Consider the following 25485-nt stretch of genomic DNA (forward strand, 5'->3'; position numbering starts at 1 on the left):
GCTATCTGCCCTGAACGGATAGTTCATCCTCCCGGTGGCGTTCGGTGGTCTCACCCGGCGCCACCGCCTCGGTGAATCCCCTAGCGCAATACCAGCCGCAGCGCCTTTCTCATCTCCATCAACAACGACAGATACCGCGTCGCCATTTCGGCGGCCGGGACATGCGCGGCGGGTGCTCCGATATTGATGGCCGCGACGACGCGGCCACGATCGTTTTCGACCGGTACGGCGATCGAGCAAAGGCCCAGTTCCAGTTCCTGATCGATGATGGCATAGCCGCCGGCGCGGATGTGTCGTAGCTCTTCCATGAGAATGTCCGGGTCGGTCTTGGTCAGCGGTGTGTTGGCCTTGAGGTCCGACCGGTCCAGAATGTCGCGGGCGTCTCTTTCCGGCAGAGAGGCAAGCAGAACGCGCCCCATCGAGGCGCAATAGGCTGGCAGGCGCGATCCCGGCGAAAGATTGATCGACATGACGCGTTTTTGCGCGGCCCGGGCGATGTAAACGACCTCCGTGCCATCCAGCACCGACGCCGAAGCGCTTTGCCCAGCCTTTTCAGAGAGCTGATCGAGATAGGGCTGGATCAGAAGCGGCAGCGGCGTGGCCGAAAGATAGGCATGCCCGAGCCGCAGGACTTTCGGCGTCAGGGCGAAAAACTTGCCGTCATAATCTGCATAACCGAGTTCGGCGAGTGTCAGCAGACAGCGCCGCACCGTCGCGCGATCCAGTTCCGTCAGCTTTGCCGCCTCGGCGATGGTGAGCTTCGGCCGGGTTTCCCCGAAGGCCTCGATGACCTTGAGCCCGCGCGCAAAGCCGCTGACGAAATCCGTTTCCCGCATGACCGTTCCCTCAATGTCGCGGTAGAATATGTGCTGTATACGAACAAATGTCAAATAACGCACGAAATATTTGACGGCCCGCAGATTTGGGCGCTTATTTGCGCCAACCCGGATCAACGATACTTCAGGAGGAGAATGCCTTGGCGCGATTGACTTCGCTGGCGGAAGCCATTTCCGAAAACGTCAACGACGGCGATACCGTCGCCATGGAGGGGTTCACCCATCTGATCCCTTATGCAGCGGGTCACGAGGTGATCCGGCAGGGCAAGAAGGATCTGTTCCTGATCCGCATGACCCCGGATATCCTCTACGATCAGCTGATCGGCGTCGGCGCGGCGCGGGGCATGAAATTCTCCTGGGGCGGCAATCCGGGCGTCGGCTCGCTGCACCGGTTTCGCGATGCGGTCGAAAATCAGTGGCCGCGGCCGCTGGAGATCGAGGAACATTCTCACGCCGCCATGGCCAATGCCTATGAGGCGGGAGCGGCCAATCTGCCTTTCGCCATGCTGCGCGGCTATATCGGTGCCGACCTGCCGAAGGTGAACCCCAATATCAGACGGGTGACTTGCCCCTTCACCGGCGAGATACTCGCCGCCGTCCCTGCTATCCGGCCGGATGTGACGATCATTCATGCGCTGCGGGCAGACCGCAAGGGCAATGTGCTGCTGGAAGGGATCGTTGGCGTACAGAAGGAGGCGGTGCTTGGCGCCAGGCGTTCGATCGTTACGGTCGAGGAAATCGTCGATGAGTTGGACCCGCCTTCGCCCAATTCCGTCGTGCTGCCGTCATGGGCCGTCACGGCTGTTGTCGAAGTTCCCGGCGGTGCTTTCCCGTCCTATGCGCAAGGCTACTATCCGCGCTCCAATGCCTTCTACATCGCCTGGGACGAGATCGCCCGCGACCGGGATACGTTCCAGGCGTGGATCGAGGAAAACATCATGAAGGCCAGGCCGGAAGATTTCGCGAAGCACGCGAAGAAGGCTGCGTGAGGAGATATAGATGAGCGATTTCACCCCAACCGAAATGATGACCATCGCCGCTGCCCGTGCGCTCACCAACGACGACGTCTGCTTCGTCGGCATCGGTGCGCCGTCTGCCGCCTGCAATGTCGCCCGTCTGACCCACGCGCCCGATATTACCCTGATCTATGAAAGCGGTACGGTCGGCACCAAGCCGGAACTGCTGCCTCTGTCGATCGGCGATGGCGAGCTGTGTGATACGGCACTGTTTACCGTTTCGGTGCCGGAGATGTTCCGCTACTGGCTGCAGGGCGGCCGCATCACCACCGGGTTCCTCGGCGGGGCGCAAATCGACAGGTTTGCCAATCTGAACACCACCGTGGTCGGCCCCTATGACCATCCGAAAGTCCGTCTGCCCGGCGGCGGGGGCGCACCGGAAATTGCCAGCAATTGCGGCCAGATCTTCATCACCATGGCGCTCTCGAAGCGCGGCTTCGTCGACAAGCTCAACTTCATCACCTCCATGGGGCACGGCGAAGGTGGCAATCACCGTGAACGGCTCGGTATGAAGACCAAGGGTCCGACCCGTGTCATCACCGATCTCTGCATTCTCGAGCCGCATCCCGTGACCAGGGAACTCACCGTCGTCTCGATCCACCAGGGCGTGACACGTGAGCAGATCAGCGACAATTGCGGTTGGCCGATCCAGTTCGCCGATACCGTAATCGATACGCCAGTGCCGACCGAGACCGAGTTGAAGACCTTGCGTGACATCAATGCCCGCACGAAAAAGGCGCATCAAGCCGGCAGGGAGGCTGCGTGATGACGGAGGCCTATATCTGCGACTACATCCGCACGCCGATCGGCCGGTTCGGCGGCGCATTGTCTTCCGTCCGTGCCGATGATCTGGGGGCGATCCCGCTGAGGGCGCTGATGGAGCGCAATGCCGCCGTGGATTGGCAGGCCGTCGATGACGTCATCTTCGGTTGTGCCAACCAGGCAGGCGAGGACAATCGCAATGTCGCCCGCATGTCGCTGCTGCTGGCGGGCCTGCCGCTGGACGTTTCGGGAACGACGATCAACCGGCTCTGCGGCTCCGGCATGGATGCTGTGATCACCGCTGCCCGCGCCATCCGTGCCGGTGACGCGGAGCTGATGGTGGCCGGCGGCGTCGAAAGCATGTCGCGTGCGCCCTTCGTGCTGCCGAAAGCGGAAAGCGCCTTTTCCCGCAGCGCCGAAATCCATGACACGACGATCGGTTGGCGCTTTGTCAATCCGCTGATGAAGAAGCAGTACGGCGTCGATTCCATGCCGGAAACCGGCGAGAACGTCGCCGAAGACTATCAGGTGAGTCGTCAGGATCAGGACGCCTTTGCCGTTCGCTCACAGAACAAGGCCGCCGCTGCGCAGGAAAACGGACGGCTGGCGCGGGAGATGACGCCCGTCACCATCCCGCAGCGCAAGGGAGAACCGGTCGTGGTCGACAGGGATGAGCATCCACGCGCGACGACAATCGAGACACTCGCAAAGCTTGGAACGCCCTTCAAGAAGGACGGTGGCACGGTCACGGCCGGCAACGCTTCCGGCGTCAACGATGGTGCTGCGGCGTTGATCATCGCCTCGGAAGCCGCCGCAAGGAAACATGGCCTGACGCCGATCGCCCGCATCATGGGCGGTGCTGCTGCCGGTGTGCCACCCCGGATCATGGGCATCGGCCCCGTCCCCGCCTCGCGGAAACTGATGGCACGGCTTGGGCTGCAGGCGAAGGATTTCGATACCATCGAGCTCAACGAAGCCTTCGCCAGCCAGGGTCTGGCGGTTCTGCGCGAGCTCGGCATCGCCGACGACGATCCGCGTGTCAACCGCAATGGCGGCGCCATAGCCCTTGGTCATCCGCTCGGTATGTCCGGTGCCCGGATCACCGGCACGGCGGCGCTGGAACTCAAGCTGAATGGTGGCCGCTATTCGCTGTCGACCATGTGCATCGGGGTAGGGCAGGGTATCGCCATTGCCCTGGAGCGTGTCTGAGCCAACGCCGGCGGTCGTGCAAAGCCGCTACCGTGCGGTTCGTGTCCCTGGGGCTCATGCCCTGCCTCATTCCGGCGAGGTAGGGCCGCAAAAAAAGGCGCGGTGGCAGCAAGTTGCCGCCACCGCGCTCCTTGGAGCAAGACCGCATCGTCTTGCACCGGCCTCGATCGCGCCACCTGAGGAGGCGCAGGCGACGTGATCGGGGAAATCGTCTATTAGACGGTTTTGCGCTTCTTCTGGCGATACACATCAACCACAACGGCGGCGATGATGATCAAGCCCTTCACGATCTCTTGGTAATAGGCATCCACCCGCAGGAACGTAAATCCGGAGGTCATGACGCCGAGGATCACGGTTCCGATCACTGTGCCGGTGATTCGGCCGACGCCGCCGGTCAGCGAAGTGCCGCCGATGACTGCCGCCGCGATCGCATCCAGTTCGTACATGACACCCATGCCGGCCTGTGCCGTCTGGGCGCGGGCTGCCGTCACCACGCCTGCGAGGCCCGCCAGCATGCCGGCGATGGCATAGACCTTGATCAGGTGCGCCTCGACATTGATGCCGGAGACGCGCGCTGCCTGGACGTTGGCGCCAATCGCATAGGTGAACTTGCCATAGCGCGTATAGCGCAGGGCGATGTGGAAGATGAAGGCGACGGTGAGGAAGACGACAACCGGCCAGATGCCTGTGCCGATGAAATTGAACTGGTCTGAAAGGCCCGAAACCGGCTGCCCCTTGGTGTACCACTTCGACAATCCGCGCGCAGAGACCATCATGCCGAGCGTCGCGATGAAGGGGGGTATCTTGGTCTTCGCGATCAGCCACCCGTTGATAAAGCCGGCGAGCAGGCCCACGCAGAGCCCAAGCCCGATGGGTACGATGGCAGGCAGGTCGGTGAGCGAGGGATAAAGCGCGCGCGGCCAGGTCGATGCCTGTGCCACACTGGCGGCGATCATCGCCGTCACGCCCACGACCGAGCCGGACGAAAGATCGATGCCGCCGGTGATGATCACCTGCGTCACGCCGACGGAGATGATGCCGATCACGGCCACCTGCAGGATCATGATTGTCAGGCGCTGCGTGTTCATCAGGAAGCTCTGGCCGATAAAAATCCAGCCAAGCACCTCATAGACCAGCGCAATGCCGACCAGCACCACGAAAATATTGAATTCCGGCGGGATGCGCCGCTTGCTTGCCGTCGGCGTGATGCCCGTGACCGCTACTTCGGTGTTCATTGTCGTATCCTCCCTGATGGTATTTCTAAAAGCGCGCCATCACTGCGCTGCAAGTTCCATGACCTTGACCTGGGTGGCTTCCGCCCGGTCCAGGAAACCCGTGACACGGCCTTCGTGCATGACCATGACGCGGTCGCTCATGCCGAGAACCTCCGGCATCTCCGATGAGATCATGATGACGGCGACACCGTCTCGGGCAAGCTCCGACACCAGCCTGTGAATCTCGGCCTTGGCGCCGACATCGATGCCGCGCGTCGGCTCGTCGAGGATGAGAATGCGTGGGTTGGTCAGTAGCCAGCGTCCGATCAGCGCCTTCTGCTGGTTGCCGCCGGACAGGTTCTCGATCCGCTCCTGCAGGTTCGGGGTTTTCACCCGCAGTTTGCGGGCCATCTCCTCGCATTGTGCGGAGATACCCTTCTGATCGACGAAGCCCATGGTGACGAACTTGTCCTGAAGTACGGCGATCTGCATGTTTTCCAGCACGTCGAGGATCAGCAGGCAGCCGGTATCCTTGCGGTCCTCGGTGAGGAAGGCCATGCGATTGCGGATGGCTTCCGTCGGCGAGCCGATCTTGACCGGTTTGCCGTTGATCTCGATAGAACCGGAGCTTGCAGGCGTGACACCGAACAGGGTTTCGGCGACATTCGAACGACCGGAGCCGACAAGGCCGGCGACTCCGAGAATTTCGCCAGCGCGCACCTCGAACGAAACGTCGCGAAAAACATCGGTGAGACAAAGCCCCTTCACCGACAACACGATGTCGCCGATCGGCACGTCCTCTTTCGGGAACATCTGGGTGATCTCGCGGCCGACCATCATCTTGATGATGTCATCGCGGGTCACGTCGGTGGACGCATGCGTGCCGATATACTTGCCGTCGCGAAACACCGAGAATTCGTCGGCGATCTCGAACAGCTCGTTCATCTTGTGGGTGATGTAGACGATGCCGATGCCCTGGCTGCGCAGGTCGCGGATGATGGTGAAGAGATGAGCGACCTCGCGCTCGGTCAGAGCCGATGTCGGCTCGTCCATGATCAGCACGTCGGATTCGTAGGAGACCGCCTTGGCGATCTCGACCATCTGCCGGTTGGCGATCGACAGGTCGCGCACCTCGGCCTGCGGATCCAGCGCGATATTCAGCCGGTTGAACAGATCGGCGGTCTTGCGGTTCATCTCGCGATGATCGACGAAGCCAAGCCGGGTTAGCGGTTCGCGGCGGATCCAGATGTTTTCGGCGACCGTCATGAAGGGCATCAGGTTGAGCTCCTGATGGATCATCGCGATACCGTTTTCGAGCGCGTCCAGCGGCGATTTCAATTGGATATCGACGCCCTTGAACTTCACTTCGCCCTTGTCGGGCGTGTAGATACCGGCCAGAATCTTCATCAGCGTCGATTTGCCGGCGCCGTTTTCGCCCATCAGCGCATGCACCGTGCCGCGCTTCAGGCGAAACGACACATCGTCGAGGGCCACGACGCCCGGAAACTCCTTGCGCACCCCTTCGACGGAAAGAAGATACTCGGCATTGGGTACTGCGCCACTGGCGCGTACGGCTGCCATTGTTGTCGGACTGACCATGTTTTGATGCCTCCCTGTCGCCTGATCGGCAGGAGCCTGTGCCTGTGCACTCCAGCTCCTCATGGTTTCGGGCAACGCTGCTGGCCGCCGCACAAACCGGGTCGTCCGGAGCGCGGACAATGCCGCGCTCCGGTGTCTATTGGCTCAGTTCTTGGCCTGGTAGTCCTTGAGGTTTGCCGGAGTGACGAGCTCGAAGGGAATGTAGACCTTCTTGTCGACGGCTTCCCCCTTGGCAAGTTTCAGGGCCGCATCCAGCGAACCCTTGCCCTGACCGGCGGCATTCTGGAACACCGTGACGTCGAGGTCGCCAGCGGCCATGGCAGCCAGAGCGTCCTGCGTTGCATCGATGCCGCCGATGACAACCTTGTCCATCGGCTTACCGGCAGCTTTGAGCGCCTGGATCGCACCGATCGCCATTTCGTCATTGTTGGCGATAACGGCGTCGAATTCCGTTCCAGCGGACAGCCAGTTGGTCACGAGGTCGGCGCCCTGGGTGCGCGACCAGTTGGCCGTCTGCTCCTCGACGATGGTGATACCCTTGCAGGCATCGGTCGCCAGCACGTCATGAATGTCCTTGGTACGCATGCGGGCAGCCTGGTTGGAAAGCTCGCCCATCATGACGACGGCCTTGCCCTTGCCGCCGAGCAGATTGCAGATTTCCTGGGTTTGCAACGTGCCGGATTCCAGCTCGTTGGATGCAACGAAAGCCTGCTTTTCCGGAAGCGTATCGACGTTGACGGGCTCGCGGTTGACGTAGACCAGAGCAATGCCCGCATCGGCCGCGATCTTCGACATGGCGGCGGTCGCATCGGTATCGACCGGGTTGACGATGATGGCATCGACGCCGGCAGCGATGAAGTTTTGGATCTGGCTCTGCTGCTTGGCAACGTCGTTCTGTGCGTCTTCGACCTGCAGCGTCACGCCGTCGAGTGTCTTGGCATAGTCCTGCATGCCGTTGCGCAGAACCGTCAGGAAGTTGTCGTCGAACAGCGCCATCGAAACGCCGACCGTTTCGGCATGCGCCGCCGTCGACATCATGACAGCCAAGGCTGCGCCCATGATCATTTTCTTCATAAGGTATTTCCTCCACAAAACGGTGTCCGGCGACCACCCTCCACAAGCCGGAGGCATCCCGTTGCCCGGTGATGCCCATTTCCCGTAAGCCTGCCTCTCCCAAGGCAGGGTCTGCTATAAAACAGAATAAACAAACCGATGATTTGTTAATACGGAATATGTATTCCATTTCTTGTCTGCAAGGTCAAGTGCGTGCCAGCTCATATTCATGCGAAAATATGGAGCCGCACGCACCCGAGGTTCATACCCTGGCGGCAAGGAACTCCATGCTTTCACGCACGGCCGTCCTGATGTCGCTGTGTTGATGGACCACCGGTGAAAAGGGTTCGAAGGAAAATGGCCCCGCATATCCGCTCGCCCGCAGCTTTTTTGCCTGGCCGGCATTGTCGAGCCTGTCATTCGCATCGACAAGCACGCGGTGCGGATCGCGCATGGTGCTGACAGTGATATTCGGATCGGTCACGCCGGATATATGCACCAGTCCTGTGAATTCAGGATGGAATTTTTCTTCTCCGGCTAGATGATGATGGAACGTGTCGTGCACGATTCTGAATGTGTTCTCACCGCCAACGGCCCGGATGCCTTCAACGGCCTCGGTCTTTGACCGCAACGAGCAGATCTCGAACCCGAGTGGCTCGACAAGGCCGATGACGCCGGCTTCGTCCAGCATCGGCTTCAGGGCGGTCAACGCCGCCAGCAGGTTTGCCTGCCGCTCGCCGTCTTTCCGGCCGCTACCGTCGTTGACTGGAACGAGAACGAGAGCCTTTGCGCCGCAGTTCTGTGCATAGGTGATGAGTTCCTGGGCTTCGCGGGCGCGATCGTCGTTCCATTCGTTAAATCGCTGCAGCGCATTGATCGAGATGATGGTTAGTCCATCTTTTTCCGCAAGCGTCTTTATCGTCTCCGCTGGCGTGCCATCGATAATGGCGTTTCCGGCAAGGTCGTTGCGGATTTCCACCGCGGAAATGCCGAGCGATTTCACCAGGGTGAAGAACTCGTCCAGCGGCAGCGCCGGTGCGGTCATATGATTGAGGGCGAATGAAATTGTCGTCATGGGTGATGTTCCTCCTGCAACTGAAATCAAAGGGGGCGGACGTGGACTTCCACGCCGCGCCGGGCGCGCTTGTCTTGCCCCTTGGATCATGGAGGATCATCAGCTTATCGTTATACAGTCAAAGAGGAACACGGCTCTTTCTCTTGCATTCCTGCAAGAATATAAAACTGAAATGATGGAATTAAATCATTTTTTGGACGGGCGCGCGCTGCTCAGATGTTTTCCGGCGTGAAAATGTCGAAAGGCAGAAATGTCTGTCCGGGGACACCCGCAATACCCCGATCGATGGCACCGACCATCAGGCCAACCAGCTCGCGGGCAACGTGCGCTGCGGGCGTTGCGACGGCCATGGTGACGAGATCCTCGGCAAGTGCCGCCCTCGATTCCGGTGTCAGCTCGTTGACGACCACGAGCAGTTTCCCGGCCATTTTTTCTTCCGCCAGCGCCGAGATGGCCCCCTCCATCCCGCCGCCGCAGACATAGAAACCGATCAGGTCCGGATGGCGTTGCAGGAGGTTGATCGTCGCTTCGTGGGTAATTTCCTCCGTATCGAGGTTGACCATCGTGTCGAGCACCTCGAAGTCCGGGGCGTTTTCGCGGAAATAGGAGCGGAAGCCGATTTCACGCAATTCATGGCCATGAAACCGGTGGCTTCCGATGAACGTCGCGACCTTTCCCGGTTTTTTCGCCGCTTTGGCGATCATCCATGCAGCGGTGCGCCCGACCGTGCGGTTGTTCAGGCCGACATACCCCTCGCGCACGCCGGCCGCGAAATCGGACAGAAGCGAAAAAACCGGAATTCCCTTCTCTTTCAGTTCTTCGACGGCCGCCGTGACTGCGGGGTAGTCGGGGCTAACCAGGGCAATGGCCTGGTTGCGCCCGGCGACTGCCTTTAGTTTTTCTACCAAGGCGGTCGGTGTTGCGCTCATGTTGAAGTCGATCTGCGGGATGATCCGAACGCCGGGTGCCGAAAGCGCCGCATTCTCGATTTCTCGGGCCATGGATTGATAGAAGGACTGGTTCGGTTTTTGCAGAATGAAGCCAAGCCGGTATTGCGGCAAATCTTCGAAAACCCTTTGCCGCAACAGGCTCACCGCGTGATAGCCGATGGATTTGGCAGCATCATAGACCCTGCGCGCCGTTTCCTCGCGCACTTTATGGCGGCTGTTCAACACCCTGTCCACCGTGGCGACGCTGACGCCGGCGGCCTTGGCAAGATCGGCGATGGTCGGTCTTCCGGTCATGTCGGCTCCTGATGTATTCTTTCATTTTTGCGGGCGGTTTATGCTATGTTTTGATAGAATATATCAAGGCTGCATTGAGCCGCAGCGAAAGTCAACCTATCCTGCCTGCAATGACGATGGCGCATATCCGATGGGGGAATGCCGGATGTTGCGCACAAGGAGGATCACATGGACAAGGTTGCCACGAAACGCGACTACAGCCTGCTCGGACGGGACGCCAAGGCCGCCGTCGAAAACGGGCTTTCCGCTGCGGAATGGTATCATACCGATATTCCCCGCAAGCAGATGAAGGAGCTGATGAGGCGCGAGGACGGCCCGGCCATCCGCGACACCGCTCTCTGGCTCGGCAGCATGGTCGTTTTCGGCGGTCTCGGTATCGCCTTCTGGGGCTCCTGGTGGTGTCTGCCGTTCTTCCTTGTCTATGGTGTGATGTACGGCTCGGCCTCGGATTCGCGCTGGCATGAATGCGGCCATGGGACCGCCTTCAAGACGCGCTGGATGAACGACGTGGTTTACGAGATCGCCTGCTTCATGATCATGCGCAATCCCGTCACCTGGCGCTGGAGCCACACGCGCCATCACACCGACACCGTCATCGTCGGCCGCGATCCGGAGATCGCCGTCATGCGGCCGCCGGACCTCTTCCGGCTGGTGCTGAATATCTTCGGCATTCTCGATGCCGGCTATGCGATGATCGACATGGTTCGCAACGCTTTCGGCGTGATCAGCGATGCGGAAAAGACCTTCGTTCCGGAGCCGGAACAGCCGCGCGTTATCCGTATTGCCCGCATCTGGGTGGTGATCTACGTGGCGACCATCGCTCTGGCGATCACCCTCGGTTCCATCCTGCCCTTGATGCTGATCGGCCTGCCGCGCCTCTATGGCGCCTGGCATCATGTGCTGACGGGCCTTTTGCAGCACGGCGGCCTTGCCGACAACGTCATCGATCACCGGCTGAACAGCCGCAGCGTCTACATGAACCCTTTCAGCCGGTTCGTGTACTGGAACATGAATTACCATGTCGAGCATCACATGTTCCCGATGGTGCCCTATCACGCGCTGCCGCAACTGCACGCGATGATCAAGCACGACCTGCCGGCGCCGAACACATCCATCCTCGAAGGCTACCGCGAGATGCTGCCGGCGTTCCTGCGCCAGTTGAAGAACGAGGATTATTTCCTCAAACGCGAACTGCCGCCGACGGCAAAGCCCTACCGGGAAGAGTTTCACGCAGAGCCGATCGCTGCCGAATAGCGCGGGCTTAAACACGTTTGAATGGAGGAAAGCATGAGCAATTGGGTGGAAGTCTGTGCTGCGGACGAGATCGACGAAGAGGATGTCATCCGCTTTGATCACGAGGGGAGGACATTTGCTGTCTATCGCAGTCCGGATGACGCGTATTTCGCGACCGACGGCCTGTGCACGCATGAGAAAATCCATCTGGCCGATGGGCTGGTGATGGACGACATCATCGAGTGTCCGAAACACAACGGCCGGTTCAGCTACAAGACCGGCGAGGCCAAGGGTGCCCCTGTTTGCGTCAACCTGAAGACATATCCGGTCAAGGTCGAGGCCGGCAGCGTCTATATTTCCCTCGCGTGAAAGAGCCCGCCATGTCGCACATCGTCATCATCGGGGCAGGGGAATGCGGCGCGCGCGCAGCCTTTGCGCTGCGGGAAAAGAATTTCGACGGACAGATCACGCTTGTCGGTGCGGAAGATCATCTGCCTTATGAGCGGCCGCCGTTGTCGAAGGAGGCGCTGCTGCATGGCCACGCGCCGAAGCTGGTCGCAGACGCGGCGCGCTATGCCGACGCGGGCATCGAGCTGCTGATCGGGATAAGTGTCGAGAGCATCGATCCAGCGGGAAAAACCGTCCAGCTCTCGAATGGCGGCGGACTGATCTATGATCGCCTCTTGCTGACGACTGGTGCACGGCCCCGGCCCTTTCCCGGCCTTTCCGGCCAGAATGAGCGGATCAGAACACTGCGTACCCATGGCGATGCCGCCGTCCTGCGCACTGTCCTCCAGCCCGGCAAACATCTTGCCATTATCGGTGGCGGCTTTATCGGTCTGGAGCTTGCTGCGACAGCGCGCAAGCTCGGCGCACGGGTGACCCTGCTCGAAGGCCTGCCGCGCATTCTGACCCGCGGCGTGCCGGAAGAGATTGCTGCGGTCGTGGCCGCCCGACATCGGGCGGAGGGTGTAGAGATCATCTGCGGCGCCAAAATCCGGAGCCTGGAAGAGAGCCGTGACGAGGCAAAAATCCAGCTCGAGGATGGCCGCACGATTGCCGCCGACATGATTGTTGTCGGCATCGGCGCCATGCCGAATGTCGAGCTTGCCCGCGACAGTGGCCTGGCGATCGACAATGGCATTGCCGTCGACGCGTATCTGCGGACATCCGCTGCCGATATCTTTGCCGCTGGTGACTGCTGTTCCTTCCCGCTGCCGCATTATGGCGGCCGACGGGTGCGGCTGGAGGCGTGGCGCAATGCCCAGGATCAGGGCGCGCTTGCCGCGGCCAATCTGCTGGGAGCGGAGGAGGCGACATCGGCCGTGCCGTGGTTCTGGTCGGATCAGTATGACCTGACGCTGCAGATCGCTGGTCTGGCGGATGGCGCGGCGGAAACGGTGCGTCGCGATATGGTCGACGGGGCTTTCATTCTCTTCCATCTCGATGCCAGCGGGCGGCTGATCGCGGCCAGCGGCATCGGCACCGGCAATGTGGTGGCCCGCGATATCCGGCTTGCCGAAATGATGATCGCTGCGGGTGTTCGTCCCGATCCGGCAGCTTTGGCGGCACCGGGAACCAAACTCAAATCGCTGCTGGCCGCCTGAATTCAAAAGCGCAGCGGTCCCGAACTCTTGATGGCGTCCGGCTGGAGCCGGCCGGCGTTGTAACCCCTTCAGATACCCGCCCACAGATGAGGGCGACGGCGGCTCCATCTGTCGCTTGCCAAACCCGGAGAGAACCTGATGAGACACAACCGCCCGACCGTGGCCGACCTTCTGTCGATGAAGGGCAAGCGCCAGCTCAGCATGTTGCGCGTCGAAACGTTGGAGGAGGCGGACGCCGCCGAGCGGGCAGGGGTCGATCTCGTCTCCGTGCCGCCGTCCCTGCTCGGTCCGTCCTTCCGCGAAGCGGCCCCTTCCGTTTTCGCCTTTCCCGGCCTCGAATATGGCGATCTCGTCACCGCCGACGACTATATTCGCGCCGCGTTCCAGGCATTGAAGGCCGGGGGCGACGCTGTCTATTGTGCGGCAAGCCTTCAAACCGTCCGCCGCATGCGCGATGAAGGTATCCCCGTCTGTGGCCATGTCGGCCTCATTCCATCCAAAGCCACCTGGACCGGCGGTTTCCGCGCGGTCGGCAAGACCGCACTCAGCGCTCTCGAAATCTGGCGGCAGACGAAGGCTCTGGAAGAGGCCGGCGCTTTTGCCGCCGAAATCGAAGTCGTGCCCGGCGAAGTCGCAGCAGCAATCAGTAGGCGGACTTCGATGCTGATGCTCTCCATGGGCGCCGGTACCGGCTGCGACGCGCAATATTTGTTTGCCGACGATGTTTTGGGTGCCAACAAGGGCCACGTCCCGCGCCATGCCAAGATCTATCGCAATTTTGCCGCGGAATATGATCGCCTGCAGCAGGAGCGTATTGCCGCCTTTTCCGAATATGTCGCTGACGTAAAGTCCGGCGCCTATCCGGGCAAGGCACATCTTGTCGGCATCGACCCCGGAGAGCTGGAAGCGTTTCTGACATCGCTGGATTGAGGAGGCATCAATAGGGCGGTCCGAGATTATTTCTGCGAACGCCATCGTGGCCGGAGGCTTGATCCAGTTCGATTTCGGGATGCATACGTTGTAAGGAATCGATCGGGTAGTAAACCGCGCGAAAGCGTGTAGCCCTGCCTTCCGCCCGAAATTGCATCGAACGTTTTATCGAGGGATCCCCATGGCCAAGCCTCCAGCAACGCTCCAGACGGTGAACACACCGGCCGTCCTGGTCGATCTCGATATCGCCCGGCGCAACATCGCCCGGTTCCAGGCCTATGCCGATGCGCATGGGCTGAAGGTCCGGCCGCATATCAAGACGCATAAGCTGCCTGCGGTGGCCGAGATGCAGCTGAGGGCAGGAGCGGTCGGCGTTACCTGCCAGAAGGTCTCCGAAGCTGAGGCGATGGTTGCCGGTAGCCCGGAGATCCGTGACGTGCTGATCACCTACAACATCCTGGGCACAGAGAAGCTTGGACATCTCGCCGCCTTGGCCCGCAAAGTAACGCTGAGCGTCGTCGCCGACAATGAAACCGTCATCGATGGCCTCTCGGCCGCTTTCGTTTCGCAGCCCGAGCCGCTTCGTGTTCTGGTCGAATGCAACACCGGCGCCGATCGCTGCGGCGTGCCGACCCCGGAAGCCGCTGCCGCGCTGGCACAGCGGATCGCCAGGGCGCCCGGCCTCGTCTTCGGCGGCTTGATGACCTATCCGCCAACGGGTGGAGCGTCTGCTGTCGAATCCTTCATGACCCGCGCGAAAGCTTTCATCGAGGCGACCGGCATCGGCGTCCCCGTCATCACCTCCGGCGGCACGCCGTCGATGATGGATGCAGCCCAGGCGCCGGTGACGACCGAATACCGCCCAGGCACCTATGTCTACAACGACCGTTCGCTGGTCTCGCGCGGCGTCTGCGACTGGGACGACTGCGCGCTGACCGTGCTCGCAACCGTCGTCTCGGTGCCGTCAGCAAACCGCGCCATCATCGATGCAGGCTCGAAGACATTGACCTCCGACCTGCTCGCCCTATCGGGTTACGGCCATGTGCTCGGCCGCGACGATATCGCCATCGATCAGCTGTCCGAAGAACACGGCCGCCTCGTCAGTGAAGGCGCGATCAATCTCAAGGTCGGCGACAAGCTCCGCATCGTACCTAACCACGTCTGCGTCGTCACCAACATGGTCGATGCGGTGCATATCGTCGAACACGGCGAGATTACGGGCGTCTGGCCGGTCGCTGCGCGTGGGCGGATTGTTTGAGTTCGCTGGCCGCACTCACAAAAAGAATGAGGAGGCCTCTCGAGAGACCTCCTTTCGAATTTACTGAACAATTTTCTAGGCCATAGCGCAGCCTCCTGCGACCTCAATCCTCGTCGAGAGCCGCCGGCGCCTTGCCCTTTTCCCCTTGCAGGTTGGCAAGCAGCGAGGAGACAGCATTGTCTCCCTCAAAGCCAGCCTCCTTCAGAAGCTGATCGAGGATCGGCTTGTTCGCCTGATAGGCCAAAAGCTGCCCGGCAAGGCCTTCGCCCATGCCGATACCGTTTCCGCCACCCGCGCCGCCGGTGCCGCGACCCAGCATGCCGCCAGTATCGAAGATGCGGATATCGGAAATCTTCTCGATCGGCTTGACGGCTTCGGCCAGCGCCTGCGGAATGATGCGGATGCGCTCGCGCAGGACCTCGAACTCGATGATGGCTGCGCTCAGCTTGTTGCGCGCCTCGTTGAGCAACGCCGCACTTTCCGCTTCCGCCTTGCCTGTCTCCAGAATGCCCTTGGCCTTGATGATGGCAGCATCCGCTTCTGCGGTCGCCAGCGTCTTGATCGCATCAGCCTGGTCGGTCGCTGCCTGCTTTTCGGCTTCGGCACCGACCGTCACGGCAGTCGCTTCCGTTTCCGCGGTCTTGCGTGCGTCGATGACGGCAATCTGGCGTTCGCGTTCGGCGATTTCGACGGCCTTTGCCGTCTGGACCTTTTCTTCGGCGGCAATTGCAAGCGCCCTTGCCACTTCCGCCTGCGCCTTGGCTTCGGATTCCTCGCGGCTCTTGTTGGCAACGGCGATGGCGCTTTCCTGGGCGACGATCTGCAGATCGCGCTTGGCCTCGGTGTCGCGTTGCTGTACGGCGCGGGCGGCATCGATGTTGGCGCTTTCGCGCGCCTGCTTCGCGGTCGCCTCGCGTTCGGCGATCGCCTGTTGCGATGCGATGCGGGCCTCTTCCTCGGCGCGTTTTGCGGCCTGCTCCTGCTGCGCGGTTTCGGCGCGCGTTGCCGCCGACTTGTTGGCGATGTCGCGTTCCTGGCTCAGTTCGGCCTCACGCTTCGTCCGCTCTATCTCCAAGGATTGCTGGCGTGCCTCCAGATCCTTCTGCGCGATGGCGACTTCCGTATCGCGAACGATTTCGTTGCGCTCCTTCTTGCGGCCTTCGGTGATGCGCGTCAGTGCGGCGAGACCATGGGCGTCGAAGAAATTGTTGGCGTTGAAATGTTTGATATCCGTCTGGTCGAGACGGGTGAGGGATACGGATTCCAGCTCAAGACCGTTCGACTGAAGGTCGGCGCCGACAGCTTCCTGCACGGCCTTGACGAAATCCATCCGCTGTTCCTGCAGCGCATCCAGCGTCATGGTCGCCGCGACCGAGCGCAGGCCATCGACGAATTTTGCCTCGATGAGAACGCGCAACTGTTCCGCATCATTGGTCCGGTTCCCCAACGTCTGTGCCGCAAGCGCGATCGACGATGCATCCGGCTTGACGCGGACGTAGAATTCCGCGCCGATATCGACGCGCATGCGATCCTTGGTGATCAGCGCATCGCCTTCACCGCGCCGAACTTCCAGGCGCAGCGTTTTCAGGTTGACGCGGGCGATAGAGTGGAAAATCGGCAGGACCATCGAGCCGCCGTCCAAAACCACCTTCTGGCCACCGAGACCGGTACGGACATAGGCCTCATCCCGGCTTGATCGGGTGTAGAGCGATGCAAGAACAAAACCGATGCCGAGGATCAGGACGATACCGATACCGGCCGGCAGGAAAAGATCGTAGATCATGAGTGCTCCGTAGGGGTGGGATTTGGTGGTGTGAGAATGTCTGACGGCGCGCGAATGGCGGTGTAGACATTGGAAATTTGATCGACGAGCAAAACCGTGGCGCCGATGGCTATGGGTTCTTCGCTCTTGGCGGCCCGTGCCCTGAGTGTGTGCCAGTTGCCGTGCCTGTCCTTGACGCGCACACGCCCCGGCAACCCCTGGTCAAGCGGACCGACGGCCACTTCGGCGCTGCGCCCGATGAATTCGGTGAGATCGACGGCATAGGTCTCGTCGCGCGGGACAACGCGCGCCACGGTGCGACTGGACGCCCTGACGGCGGGCAGGGACAGGACAAGCGCGGGCAGGGCAGCAACAACAGCGGGCAAGGGCGCCCAGAAGGCCTGCGCCAGGCTCTGTATGGCAAACCCTGTCATGGCGAAGAAGCCGAGAAGCAGCATGATCAGGATCAGGATCGGAACGCCGCCGACATTCAGCCAGGACAGCAGTCCGAACATGCCGGTGTGGTCATCCGGCAAAGCCTTGTCGATGACTTCTCCGAGCGAGAAACCAATCAGCAGGCACAGCATCTCGATCCCTGTCAATGCGGCGAGCATGACGGCGGCGATGGCAAAAGGCAGGCATTCCGGCGAGAGGAAAAGCTGCATCGGCGTCAGTTCTTGGCCGTCTTGAACTGTGCAAGCCGCGCTTCGATCGCCTGCTCGCGATGAAGCCGGTCGAGTTCATCCAGTTCGGCATTGCCGGCATTCACGCCGGCAGGAACACCGGTGACACGCGACACTGCGGCAGCGGCGCGCGCCGCGCCATCCGCGGGATTGCTGCGCGCCCGCCCGGTGGCCGTCTCTTCCGGAAACTGTGCGAGGCTGCGCTTCAGGTCGGCAAGCCGCGCTTCGGCCTCCCGGCGCGTGGCGAGCACGGCCTGCAGGGCCTGCTGGCCTTCATCCAGATAGATCTTTGCATCCGTCAGCGCCTTGTCCAGCGCGGCAATCTGCGATTCCAGGTCGATCTGGCGCGCAACGCCGGCTTTGGCGAGATCGTCGCGATCGGCCGAGACCGCCAGGCGGATTTTCTCATCGAGCTTGCGCAGATCTGCGACGATCTCCTCGCGGCGGCTTTGGACACGATATTCCTCGGCACGCGCCTTGCCGATATCGGTGCGCGCCTCGTCGGCGGCGGAATCGATTTCCCGTAGCGCCTGTTCGACCACCGCGATCTTGTTGGTGCCTTCCGCCTTGTCGACTGCGGCATTGGCGATACCGGCGATGAGCCGCCCCATGCGTGAAAGAATGCCTTCGTTCATCATCATGTTTTCCTCCGTTCGATCGGAATGCGGCGTAACGCCGATGTGGATTTCATAGGTGCCGTGATCGGCAACCAGCTGGGCGGCAAAAATGTTCAAGGTGCCGCGGGAGTAGCCTGCGACGTCGTAGGGTATGGCGACCCGGCCGCGCACGGTGGCGACCGTCAGGTCCGATGGCCCCTTGATGGCAAACAGCTTGTCGTCCAGCGGCAGGCGGGCGGGACCGGGTAGACGGCCCCTGTTGGAAGCGAAGTCGCGCAGGCCAAGCGTCACCAGCCGAGCCGGTAGGCCAGTACGTTCACGCACGGTTTCATAGGCCAGTTCATGCAGGGTGACGAGATTGGATCCGCCTTCCGCGGCCAGTTCTTCCAGGATTTGGAGCATCGCCGTATAGGCGAAAAACGTGTCGTCCAGGGCCAACCTTGCCTGCGAATCCGGCGCGAGACGATAGCGCAAAATTGAAGTGTGGGTCGCTTGCATCATGTGCTTTAACATAAAGCACCACTTTGGTGCTTTCAAGGGGGAGTTGTTCTGTGTGTGCAATTTTAAGTCTAGGTAAGCGCGAATGGTTACCGGTTTTCCGTTGATGGAAGGTCTTCAGTGCGCAAGGGCAGGTCCGAACGGGAGAGTATGTGTCGGGTCGATACAGATGCGTTGCTGAGCAGATCCTCATCGTCTGTCGGAGGCATTGCGGCTCCGATTTCGGCAATCGTCAGGCTGGTATTATGCGGCAGAAGATCGAAAATTTCCGGATGGACGAGAGGCAAGAATTGCAACCTGTGCAGGGTGTTCCGCCTTGGACTGAGTTGTCGTAAGAGGCGTTGTGTCCGGCTTTGTATGGATATGTATAGACATTGAATTTCGAAAGTGGTGTTTTTGAATCACGCCGCTGGCGAACTCGTTTGACTGGAGATCTGCACGATGGAAATTGCCGCTCTTTTTGATCTTTCCGGCCGCAAGGCTCTGGTGACGGGTGCGAGTCGCGGCATCGGACAGGCAATCGCCGAGGCCCTTGCCGGCGCGGGTGCCGATGTGGCGGTGACGGCGCGCGACGTGTCCTCGCTTGAGGAAACCTGCGGCCGGATTGCGGTCAAGGGGAAAAAGGCGCTGCCGTTTTCGCTCGATGTTCGGGATGTTTCGGCCTGCGCGTCGGTCGTGGCGCAGGCAGCCGGGATGCTGGGTGGTCTCGATATTCTCGTCAATAATGCGGGCTATGAAGAGATTCGGCCGTCGATGGATGTCGATGAGGCGCTGTGGGACACGATTGTTTCCACCAATCTCAAGGGGGCGTTTTTCTGCGCCCAGGCTGCTGCCCGGCATATGTCGCAGACAGGGCGGGCGGGGGCGATCGTCAATCTCTGCTCGCTGACATCCTATGTCGGAGTGCCGACCGCCGTGCCTTACGGCTCGTCGAAATCCGGGTTGCTTGGCATGACGAAGGCGCTTGCCGCCGAGTGGGCGGCGCTCGGCATCCGTGTCAACGCGATCGCGCCCGGCTATTTTCGCACGGCGATGACGGATGTCTTTTACGAGAATGCCGACTGGCAGGAGGCGATGCTCGCCAAAATCCCGCAGCGCCGTTTCGGCGCTCTGGGCGACGTGGCGGGCACGGTCGTGTTTCTCGCAAGCGATGCCTCGGCCTATGTGACGGGCCACTGTATTCCGGTGGACGGGGGCTATCTTGCCTCGATATAAAGACCGGGACTGATATCAGTTGATCATAAAATAGGCATGGCGCAAGTCCGCCTAAAAAGTGGTTGATACGTCATGTATGTATATGTATAGACATTCTCGGAGCAGGGCGGCCAAAAGACGGTGCCGGCGGCAACGAGGGGATGATGATGCGGGATACGGCAAGGGATGCCGCCACGATTGCGGTGTCTGTCAAGGATGTCAGCATGGTCTTCAGCGGCTCTCACGCCGTCAAGTCAGCATCCTTTGATCTGCCTGCCGGTAAATTCCTGACCATCCTTGGTCCTTCCGGCTCGGGCAAGACGACATTGCTGCGGATGATCGCCGGTTTTCAGGTGCCGACCAGCGGCGAAATCGTCATCAACGGCAAGGCCGTCAGCGCCGTTCCGGCCCATAAGCGCTCCATCGGTATGGTGTTCCAGAAGCTGGCGCTTTTTCCCCATCTGACGGCGGCTGAAAATGTTGCGTTTCCCTTGAAGATGCGCAGGCATGATGCCCGTACCATTCCGGAGCGGGTCGAGCGGTATCTCGATCTCGTCAAACTTGGCGGTTACGGCGCCCGGCGTATTCATGAGCTTTCCGGCGGGCAGCAGCAGCGTGTCGCCATCGCGCGGGCCCTTGTCTTCGGCCCGGACCTTTTGCTGCTCGATGAGCCGCTGGCAGCGCTCGACCGCAAGCTGCGCGAGGAAATGCAGCTCGAGTTCCGCCGCATCCAGCGCGAACTGGGCGTCACGACCATCAACGTCACGCACGACCAGCGCGAGGCGCTCGTCGTGTCCGACGAGATCATCGTCATGGACGGCGGCGAAATCCAGCAGAAAGCGCAACCGGCGGCAACCTATCGAAACCCGCAGAATGCCTTCGTGGCGAATTTCATCGGTGTTACCAACTTCATTCCCGGCACTGTCAATAGCGTGGCAAACGGTGCCGCTGTCATTGCGCACGGGGCCACGACTATTGCCGGCATTGTCGGCGACGAGCGCAATCCGCCGCAGGCCGGCGGCAAGGCGTCGGGTGCGATCCGCGCCGAGCAGATCCGTCTTGCGGCCAGCGCGGCGGCCCTCTCGGCGCTGGAAACCGTCCTGGAGGGGACCGTTTCCGATGCGATCTTCGAGGGCGAACGTATCGTCTATGAGGTGCGCGTACCGGTGCTTGGCGGCGAGCCGCTGCGTGTTTTCGATCACGATCCGGTCGGTCACGTCCAGTTCGAGCCGGGCGCGTCGGTGTTTCTCGGCTGGAACAGCCGGGATGTTCTTGTGTTCAATAATTAAGCCGGAAAACCGGCCAACCAGAGGAGAATGACGATGAGCAAAGTGCCTTTCACGTCGCCGGCAATGCGCCGGCGGAGTTTCCTTCAGGGCGCGGCGGCGATTGGCGGCGCGGCGGGACTTTCGGTCCTCGGTATGCCGCGCGCCTTTGCGCAGGAGCCTGAAAAGCCCAAGGAAATCATCGTCCGTGCCTGGGGCGGAAGCTGGGTCGATAGCCTCAAGGCCGGCGTTTCCGACAGCTTTACCAAGATGACCGGCATTGCCGTCCGCCATGACCTGACGGAAGACAACGAGATCCAGCCGAAAATCTGGGCCGCCGTTGCCCAGAAGCGCGTGCCGCCGATCCACATCAACTGGGATACGACGACGAATGCGACCAAATCGGCATTGCGGGGCGTCACGGAAGACCTGTCCGACCTGCCCAACCTGAAGACCGTCACCGATCTGGCAAAGCCGGTCGGTCTCGACGGCTATCCGATCGTCAACACCTACGGTTATGTCTACGTGCTGGCCTACCGCCCGTCGGCCTTTCCGGATGGTCCGCCGAAATCATGGAAGGATTTGCTCGATCCGAAGTTCAAGGGCCGCATCGCCCTCTACAACGACGGCATCGGCTTTCACTTCCCTGCGCAGGTGGCCGGCGGCGGCAAGCTGGAAGATATTCCGGGCAACATGCAGCCTGCCTGGGATTTCATCGCCAAGATGAAGCAGCAGCAGCCGCTGCTCGGCGAAGATCCGGATTTCACCACTTGGTTCCAGAAAGGCGAAATTGACGCCGCCTGCACGATTTCCACCAATGCCCGCGAAGCCCGCAAAAACGGCATCGACATCAAGTGGGTCATTCCGGAGGAGGGTGCGAAGTTCGATACCGATGGCCTATGGATTCCGAAGGGCCTTCCGGAAAGCGAACTTTACTGGGCAAAGCAGTACATCAACCATGCGCTGACCAAGGACGCGCAGCAGGTCTGGCTCGACGGCCTCGGTCTGCCGGGCGTCGTCCCGGGCCTGACGCCGCCGGCCGATCTCGTCAACGATCCGTCCTATCCGACGAAGGAAGAGGACTTCAAGCACCTGATCCGGATCTCGTCGAAAACCCAGGTCGAAAACGAGAGCGAATGGTTCGGCAAGTTCAAGGCGATCATGCAGGGCTGATGCATGTGCCGCTTTGCGTGTTCCTGACGGCGCGCAAAGGCCTGATCGATCCCTCGGACCGGCACCGGTTCGAGGGAGATACACGCTAGAGCCGCCAGTTCCCGACGGCTTCGGTTACCCGTTATCCGCAAGGACTTTCCCATGCGCGCTGCCAAAACAGCCTATCCCCTGACATGGCGCGTGATGGACGCGCTGGAGGCCTTCGCCGCCTTCGTCTGGCCGACGGCCTTCAAGCGCGCCATCCCCTATCTGATGCTGGCGCCGGCGGTGCTGCTGGTCGGCCTGCTCGTTCTCGGCCTGATCCAGATCGGCGACAGCAGCCTGCGGACGCTCGATACGAGCACGTTCCTGTTTTCCGAAACCTACACGCTGGCGAACTACAAAAAGGCGATCACCGAACCGCTCTTTGCCATCGTTGCGACACGCAGCCTTCTGGGCGCGCTGATCGTTACGGTCGTGACGCTGATCTTTGCGTTCCCCTATGCCTATCTGATGGTGCGAACCCGCTCGCCCGGCTTGCGGAAATTCCTGCTGATTGCACTCTTCCTGCCGTTCTTCATCGGTCAGGTCGTGCGCGCCTATGGCTGGCTGATTATTCTGGGCAATCAGGGCATCGTCAACGAGGCGCTGGGTCTCGTCGGCGTTGCGCCGCTGCGTCTGCTCTACAACTATCCGGCCGTGCTCTTCGGCCTGGTGCAGTACATGCTGCCGTTTGCCGTTCTGATGCTTGCCCCGGCGCTCACGGCCATACCGGAGGAGCTGGAAACGGCGGCTGGTTCGCTCGGCGCCAACTGGGGGCGCAGCTTCATCCATGTCGTGCTGCCGCTCGCCCGCCCAGGGCTTGTCGGCGCCGGCCTTGTCGTGGTCACGCTGTCGCTGACCGATTTCGCCATGCCCGCTATCCTTGGCGGTGGCTCGCAGGATTTCATTGCGAACGCGATCTATGATCAGTTCTTCCGCACCTCCGATCAGGGGCTCGGGGCAACACTCGCCCTGATGCTTGTCGCCATCGGCTCGCTGCTCGTCGGGCTGGTCTTCACCCTGTTTGGCGCAGGAACGCTTGCCATGGGGAGGGCCCGGCAGTGAACAACCCATTGAGCAAGACCTTTGTCCTGTGGAGCTTCGTCATGATCGCACTTTTCATGCTGTCGGCGCCGACGGTGGTCGTGCTCGGGGCCTCCTTCACCTCGGGCAATATCATCACTTTCCCGCCGGATGGGCTGTCGCTGAAGTGGTATGCCGCAATCCTGCAGGCAACCGATCTGCGCGATGCCTTTCTCCGTTCTCTTTACGTCTCGGCCGTCTGCACGATCGTCTCCATTCCCGTCGGAACGCTCGCCGGCATCGCGCTCGCCAAATATGCGGTTCGTTTCGAAAAAGCGGTTCAGGTCTACCTGCTCTTGCCGTTCACCATTCCGTTGATCGGCTCGGGTATCGGGCTGATGCTGGTCTTCGGCAATGCCGGTGTTTTGGGGCAACTCTGGCCGGTGGGGGTCGCCTGCAGCGTGATCAACCTGCCGTTCATGATCTGGGCGGTCACGGCAAGCGCCTCAAGCCTTGATCCCGATCTGGAGCTTGCCGCGGCCAATTGCGGCGCCGGGCCGGTGCAGACCTTCCTCTCGGTGACCTTGCCCGCCGTCACTCCCGGCATCATCACCGGCTCGTTGCTGATGTTCATCCTGGCGCTTAATGAATTTCTTGTCAGCCTGCTCCTGGTCGATGCCCGCATCGTGACCTTGCCGGTGCAGATCTACAATTCGATCCGCTCGATCATCACGCCCGATCTCGCCGCAATCTCCGTGGTGTTCATCGCCTGCGCCGCGGCCGCCATCTTTCTGCTCGATCGCCTGGTCGGGCTCGATATCTTCCTCAAATCAAAGTGATCACAGGATGTCCGCCGGTTGCAATGCCGCCGGGCAGCAAGGGAACTCCAATGACCAACGTTTCATTTTACGAACTCGATACACTCGATGCCTCTGCCCGCGCAGCCCTTCTCCGCCGCTCTGAGACCGACCTGTCGGGCTTCATCGAAAAGGTGAAGCCGATCATCGAGGCGGTCAGGACCGAAGGCGACGCTGCGCTGGTGCGATTTGGCCGCGAGCTCGACAAGGCGGATCTCGACCACGGCAAGCTGAAGGCGACGGAAGCCGAGTTCGATGCGGCGTTCGGCATGGTCGACAAGGATGTTATCGAAGCGATCCAGTTCGGCATCGACAACATCCGGGTCTTTCATGAGGAGCAGAAGCCGGAAGCCATGTGGCTGAAGGAAATTCGCCGCGGCGCCTATGCCGGCGACCGGTTTACGCCGATCCAGTCCGTTGCGCTCTACATCCCGCGCGGTAAAGGTGCGTTTCCATCAGTAACGATGATGACGGCCGTGCCCGCTGTCGTCGCCGGTGTGCCGGAACTTGCCATCATCACGCCGCCGGCGCCGGATGGCTCCGTCGATGCGGCAACCCTTGTCGCCGCGCGTCTTGCCGGCGTCGAGACCGTCTACAAGTGCGGCGGCGCGCAGGCCGTGGCCGCCGTCGCCTATGGCACTGAGACGATCAAGCCGGCGCTGAAGATTGTCGGCCCCGGCAGCCCGTGGGTGGTGGCGGCAAAACGGTTGCTGTCCGGCGTCATCGATCCCGGCCTTCCCGCAGGACCGTCCGAGGCGGTGATCTTCGCCGACGATACGGTGCATGGCGGCCTTGCAGCGCTCGACCTGCTCGTCGAAGCGGAGCACGGTCCCGATTCCTCCGCCTATCTGGTAACCCACAGCCGCCGCGTGGTGGAAGAAGCGCTAAAGGCGCTGCCTGATCACTGGGCGCGCATGACCGAACAGCGGGTGCAGTTTTCGAGCGCGGTGCTGGGTGGCAAGTGCGGCGGCATCGTGCTGACATCCTCGGTCGAGGAAAGCTACCGTTTCATCAACGACTATGCGCCCGAGCATCTGGAAATCCTCTCGACCGATCCCTTCGCCCATCTCGGTTACATCACAGAGGCGGCGGAGATCCTGATGGGGCCGCATACGCCGGTCTCGATCGGCAATTTCGGCCTTGGACCGAACGCGGTTCTGCCGACCAGCCGCTGGGCGCGCACCTACGGTCCCTTGTCGGTGACGGATTTCGTCAAGCGCTCATCGATCGGCTACGTCACGGCGTCGGCCTATCCCGAATTTGCAAAACACGCCCGCACGCTTGCCCGCTACGAAGGCTTCTCATCGCATGAGAATGCCGTTTCGGACATGCGCAACGCCTATCTTCCAGGCTGAG

The 25485-nt window shown here is 61.1% G+C and carries 24 protein-coding genes; 15 read left to right on the forward strand and 9 right to left on the reverse strand.

Annotated elements, in window-relative coordinates; translation table 11 throughout:
- Positions 1-80 precede the first annotated feature (80 nt).
- Complete coding sequence (locus ADU59_RS10380) at positions 81-836, reverse strand: IclR family transcriptional regulator (protein WP_068954145.1); 756 nt, start codon at positions 834-836, stop codon at positions 81-83.
- A gap of 140 nt (positions 837-976) precedes the next feature.
- Here ADU59_RS10380 and ADU59_RS10385 point away from each other — a divergent pair, with 140 nt between their 5' ends.
- From ADU59_RS10385 to pcaF, 3 genes are read left to right on the forward strand one after another with little or no spacing between them, the layout of a single operon-like run.
- Complete coding sequence (locus ADU59_RS10385; RefSeq protein ID WP_068954016.1) at positions 977-1825, forward strand: CoA transferase subunit A; 849 nt, start codon at positions 977-979, stop codon at positions 1823-1825.
- A gap of 10 nt (positions 1826-1835) precedes the next feature.
- Entirely contained in the window at positions 1836-2618 is a 783-nt protein-coding gene (locus ADU59_RS10390) for a CoA-transferase subunit beta (protein ID WP_068954017.1), read from the forward strand.
- A complete protein-coding gene (gene pcaF / locus ADU59_RS10395; protein ID WP_068954018.1) occupies positions 2618-3823 on the forward strand; it encodes a 3-oxoadipyl-CoA thiolase in 1206 nt (401 codons plus the stop codon). The genes ADU59_RS10390 and pcaF overlap by 1 nt, the downstream gene beginning before the upstream one ends.
- Before the next feature lie 215 nt (positions 3824-4038).
- Here the strand turns inward: pcaF and ADU59_RS10400 are convergent, their stop codons facing one another.
- The 4 genes from ADU59_RS10400 to ADU59_RS10415 form a co-directional block, all read right to left on the reverse strand.
- Positions 4039-5058: an ABC transporter permease gene (locus ADU59_RS10400; RefSeq protein WP_068954019.1), complete on the reverse strand. Its 1020-nt coding sequence runs from the start codon at positions 5056-5058 to the stop codon at positions 4039-4041.
- Between the two features lie 39 nt (positions 5059-5097).
- The gene (locus tag ADU59_RS10405) at positions 5098-6636 is read right to left on the reverse strand and encodes a sugar ABC transporter ATP-binding protein (RefSeq protein ID WP_099050796.1); all 1539 of its coding nucleotides are present in this window, start codon (positions 6634-6636) and stop codon (positions 5098-5100) included.
- 144 nt (positions 6637-6780) lie between these two features.
- A complete protein-coding gene (locus ADU59_RS10410; RefSeq protein WP_068954021.1) occupies positions 6781-7710 on the reverse strand; it encodes a sugar ABC transporter substrate-binding protein in 930 nt (309 codons plus the stop codon).
- A 241-nt stretch (positions 7711-7951) separates the two neighbouring features.
- Entirely contained in the window at positions 7952-8764 is an 813-nt protein-coding gene (locus tag ADU59_RS10415) for a TIM barrel protein (protein WP_068954022.1), read from the reverse strand.
- On the opposite strand from ADU59_RS10415, the gene ADU59_RS30245 reads away from it, so the two are divergent.
- Complete coding sequence (locus tag ADU59_RS30245) at positions 8763-8996, forward strand: hypothetical protein (RefSeq protein WP_139093166.1); 234 nt, start codon at positions 8763-8765, stop codon at positions 8994-8996. The two genes, ADU59_RS10415 and ADU59_RS30245, sit on opposite strands and share 2 nt — an antisense overlap.
- On the opposite strand, the gene ADU59_RS10420 is transcribed toward ADU59_RS30245, so the two are convergent.
- Positions 8977-10008 (reverse strand): LacI family DNA-binding transcriptional regulator, encoded by a 1032-nt coding sequence (locus tag ADU59_RS10420; protein WP_068954023.1) that lies wholly within the window; start codon positions 10006-10008, stop codon positions 8977-8979. The genes ADU59_RS30245 and ADU59_RS10420 overlap by 20 nt on opposite strands.
- 168 nt (positions 10009-10176) lie before the next feature.
- On the opposite strand from ADU59_RS10420, the gene ADU59_RS10425 reads away from it, so the two are divergent.
- The 5 genes from ADU59_RS10425 (at position 10177) to ADU59_RS10445 (ending at position 15036) form a co-directional block, all read left to right on the forward strand.
- On the forward strand, positions 10177-11262 hold the full coding sequence (locus ADU59_RS10425; RefSeq protein ID WP_068954024.1) for a fatty acid desaturase family protein: 1086 nt from the start codon (positions 10177-10179) through the stop codon (positions 11260-11262).
- A gap of 33 nt (positions 11263-11295) precedes the next feature.
- On the forward strand, positions 11296-11610 hold the full coding sequence (locus ADU59_RS10430) for a MocE family 2Fe-2S type ferredoxin (RefSeq protein WP_068954025.1): 315 nt from the start codon (positions 11296-11298) through the stop codon (positions 11608-11610).
- Positions 11611-11621: 11 nt separating this feature from the next.
- Positions 11622-12848 (forward strand): NAD(P)/FAD-dependent oxidoreductase, encoded by a 1227-nt coding sequence (locus ADU59_RS10435; protein ID WP_068954026.1) that lies wholly within the window; start codon positions 11622-11624, stop codon positions 12846-12848.
- Between the two features lie 138 nt (positions 12849-12986).
- Positions 12987-13778: a 3-methyl-2-oxobutanoate hydroxymethyltransferase gene (locus ADU59_RS10440; RefSeq protein ID WP_068954027.1), complete on the forward strand. Its 792-nt coding sequence runs from the start codon at positions 12987-12989 to the stop codon at positions 13776-13778.
- Positions 13779-13959: 181 nt separating this feature from the next.
- On the forward strand, positions 13960-15036 hold the full coding sequence (locus ADU59_RS10445) for a D-TA family PLP-dependent enzyme (RefSeq protein ID WP_068954028.1): 1077 nt from the start codon (positions 13960-13962) through the stop codon (positions 15034-15036).
- 103 nt (positions 15037-15139) lie between these two features.
- Here ADU59_RS10445 and ADU59_RS10450 read toward each other — a convergent pair whose 3' ends face one another.
- The 3 genes from ADU59_RS10450 to ADU59_RS10460 are packed head-to-tail and all read right to left on the reverse strand — an operon-like array spanning position 15140 to position 18611.
- Positions 15140-16819 carry a flotillin family protein gene (locus ADU59_RS10450; RefSeq protein WP_068954029.1) on the reverse strand — a complete coding sequence of 560 codons (1680 nt, stop codon included), beginning with the start codon at positions 16817-16819 and terminating at the stop codon, positions 15140-15142.
- Positions 16816-17463 (reverse strand): OB-fold-containig protein, encoded by a 648-nt coding sequence (locus ADU59_RS10455; RefSeq protein ID WP_068954030.1) that lies wholly within the window; start codon positions 17461-17463, stop codon positions 16816-16818. Before ADU59_RS10455 ends, ADU59_RS10450 begins: the two co-directional genes overlap by 4 nt.
- 5 nt (positions 17464-17468) lie before the next feature.
- Positions 17469-18611, reverse strand: a complete 1143-nt coding sequence (locus ADU59_RS10460) for a PspA/IM30 family protein (RefSeq protein ID WP_068954031.1) — start codon at positions 18609-18611, stop codon at positions 17469-17471.
- A gap of 426 nt (positions 18612-19037) precedes the next feature.
- Between ADU59_RS10460 and ADU59_RS10470 the strand changes: the two genes are divergently transcribed.
- From ADU59_RS10470 to hisD, 6 genes are all read left to right on the forward strand, one after another.
- Complete coding sequence (locus ADU59_RS10470) at positions 19038-19811, forward strand: SDR family NAD(P)-dependent oxidoreductase (RefSeq protein ID WP_068954033.1); 774 nt, start codon at positions 19038-19040, stop codon at positions 19809-19811.
- Between the two features lie 146 nt (positions 19812-19957).
- On the forward strand, positions 19958-21079 hold the full coding sequence (locus ADU59_RS10475) for an ABC transporter ATP-binding protein (protein WP_244506394.1): 1122 nt from the start codon (positions 19958-19960) through the stop codon (positions 21077-21079).
- Between the two features lie 27 nt (positions 21080-21106).
- Complete coding sequence (locus ADU59_RS10480; RefSeq protein WP_068954034.1) at positions 21107-22228, forward strand: ABC transporter substrate-binding protein; 1122 nt, start codon at positions 21107-21109, stop codon at positions 22226-22228.
- Between the two features lie 141 nt (positions 22229-22369).
- The gene (locus ADU59_RS10485; RefSeq protein ID WP_068954035.1) at positions 22370-23314 is read left to right on the forward strand and encodes an ABC transporter permease; all 945 of its coding nucleotides are present in this window, start codon (positions 22370-22372) and stop codon (positions 23312-23314) included.
- Between the two features lie 41 nt (positions 23315-23355).
- Complete coding sequence (locus ADU59_RS10490) at positions 23356-24111, forward strand: ABC transporter permease subunit (protein WP_083198220.1); 756 nt, start codon at positions 23356-23358, stop codon at positions 24109-24111.
- Between the two features lie 50 nt (positions 24112-24161).
- Complete coding sequence (hisD, locus tag ADU59_RS10495) at positions 24162-25484, forward strand: histidinol dehydrogenase (RefSeq protein WP_068954037.1); 1323 nt, start codon at positions 24162-24164, stop codon at positions 25482-25484.
- Position 25485: the final 1 nt, after the last annotated feature.

It is taken from the genome of Pararhizobium polonicum (assembly GCF_001687365.1).
Classification (GTDB): Bacteria; Pseudomonadota; Alphaproteobacteria; order Rhizobiales; family Rhizobiaceae; genus Pararhizobium; species Pararhizobium polonicum.

Excerpts from the sequence above, each read along its gene's own strand:
- ADU59_RS10380 (WP_068954145.1), bottom strand. The coding sequence starts at position 836 with ATGCGGGAAACGGATTTCGTCAGCGGCTTTGCGCGCGGGCTCAAGGTC.
- ADU59_RS10390 (WP_068954017.1), top strand. The coding sequence starts at position 1,836 with ATGAGCGATTTCACCCCAACCGAAATGATGACCATCGCCGCTGCCCGT.
- pcaF (WP_068954018.1), top strand. The coding sequence starts at position 2,618 with ATGACGGAGGCCTATATCTGCGACTACATCCGCACGCCGATCGGCCGG.
- ADU59_RS10400 (WP_068954019.1), bottom strand. The coding sequence starts at position 5,058 with ATGAACACCGAAGTAGCGGTCACGGGCATCACGCCGACGGCAAGCAAG.
- ADU59_RS10405 (WP_099050796.1), bottom strand. The coding sequence starts at position 6,636 with ATGGTCAGTCCGACAACAATGGCAGCCGTACGCGCCAGTGGCGCAGTA.
- ADU59_RS10410 (WP_068954021.1), bottom strand. The coding sequence starts at position 7,710 with ATGAAGAAAATGATCATGGGCGCAGCCTTGGCTGTCATGATGTCGACG.
- ADU59_RS30245 (WP_139093166.1), top strand. The coding sequence starts at position 8,763 with ATGGGTGATGTTCCTCCTGCAACTGAAATCAAAGGGGGCGGACGTGGA.
- ADU59_RS10415 (WP_068954022.1), bottom strand. The coding sequence starts at position 8,764 with ATGACGACAATTTCATTCGCCCTCAATCATATGACCGCACCGGCGCTG.
- ADU59_RS10420 (WP_068954023.1), bottom strand. The coding sequence starts at position 10,008 with ATGACCGGAAGACCGACCATCGCCGATCTTGCCAAGGCCGCCGGCGTC.
- ADU59_RS10425 (WP_068954024.1), top strand. The coding sequence starts at position 10,177 with ATGGACAAGGTTGCCACGAAACGCGACTACAGCCTGCTCGGACGGGAC.
- ADU59_RS10430 (WP_068954025.1), top strand. The coding sequence starts at position 11,296 with ATGAGCAATTGGGTGGAAGTCTGTGCTGCGGACGAGATCGACGAAGAG.
- ADU59_RS10435 (WP_068954026.1), top strand. The coding sequence starts at position 11,622 with ATGTCGCACATCGTCATCATCGGGGCAGGGGAATGCGGCGCGCGCGCA.
- ADU59_RS10440 (WP_068954027.1), top strand. The coding sequence starts at position 12,987 with ATGAGACACAACCGCCCGACCGTGGCCGACCTTCTGTCGATGAAGGGC.
- ADU59_RS10445 (WP_068954028.1), top strand. The coding sequence starts at position 13,960 with ATGGCCAAGCCTCCAGCAACGCTCCAGACGGTGAACACACCGGCCGTC.
- ADU59_RS10450 (WP_068954029.1), bottom strand. The coding sequence starts at position 16,819 with ATGATCTACGATCTTTTCCTGCCGGCCGGTATCGGTATCGTCCTGATC.
- ADU59_RS10455 (WP_068954030.1), bottom strand. The coding sequence starts at position 17,463 with ATGCAGCTTTTCCTCTCGCCGGAATGCCTGCCTTTTGCCATCGCCGCC.
- ADU59_RS10460 (WP_068954031.1), bottom strand. The coding sequence starts at position 18,611 with ATGTTAAAGCACATGATGCAAGCGACCCACACTTCAATTTTGCGCTAT.
- ADU59_RS10470 (WP_068954033.1), top strand. The coding sequence starts at position 19,038 with ATGGAAATTGCCGCTCTTTTTGATCTTTCCGGCCGCAAGGCTCTGGTG.
- ADU59_RS10475 (WP_244506394.1), top strand. The coding sequence starts at position 19,958 with ATGCGGGATACGGCAAGGGATGCCGCCACGATTGCGGTGTCTGTCAAG.
- ADU59_RS10480 (WP_068954034.1), top strand. The coding sequence starts at position 21,107 with ATGACGATGAGCAAAGTGCCTTTCACGTCGCCGGCAATGCGCCGGCGG.
- ADU59_RS10485 (WP_068954035.1), top strand. The coding sequence starts at position 22,370 with ATGCGCGCTGCCAAAACAGCCTATCCCCTGACATGGCGCGTGATGGAC.
- ADU59_RS10490 (WP_083198220.1), top strand. The coding sequence starts at position 23,356 with ATGATCGCACTTTTCATGCTGTCGGCGCCGACGGTGGTCGTGCTCGGG.
- hisD (WP_068954037.1), top strand. The coding sequence starts at position 24,162 with ATGACCAACGTTTCATTTTACGAACTCGATACACTCGATGCCTCTGCC.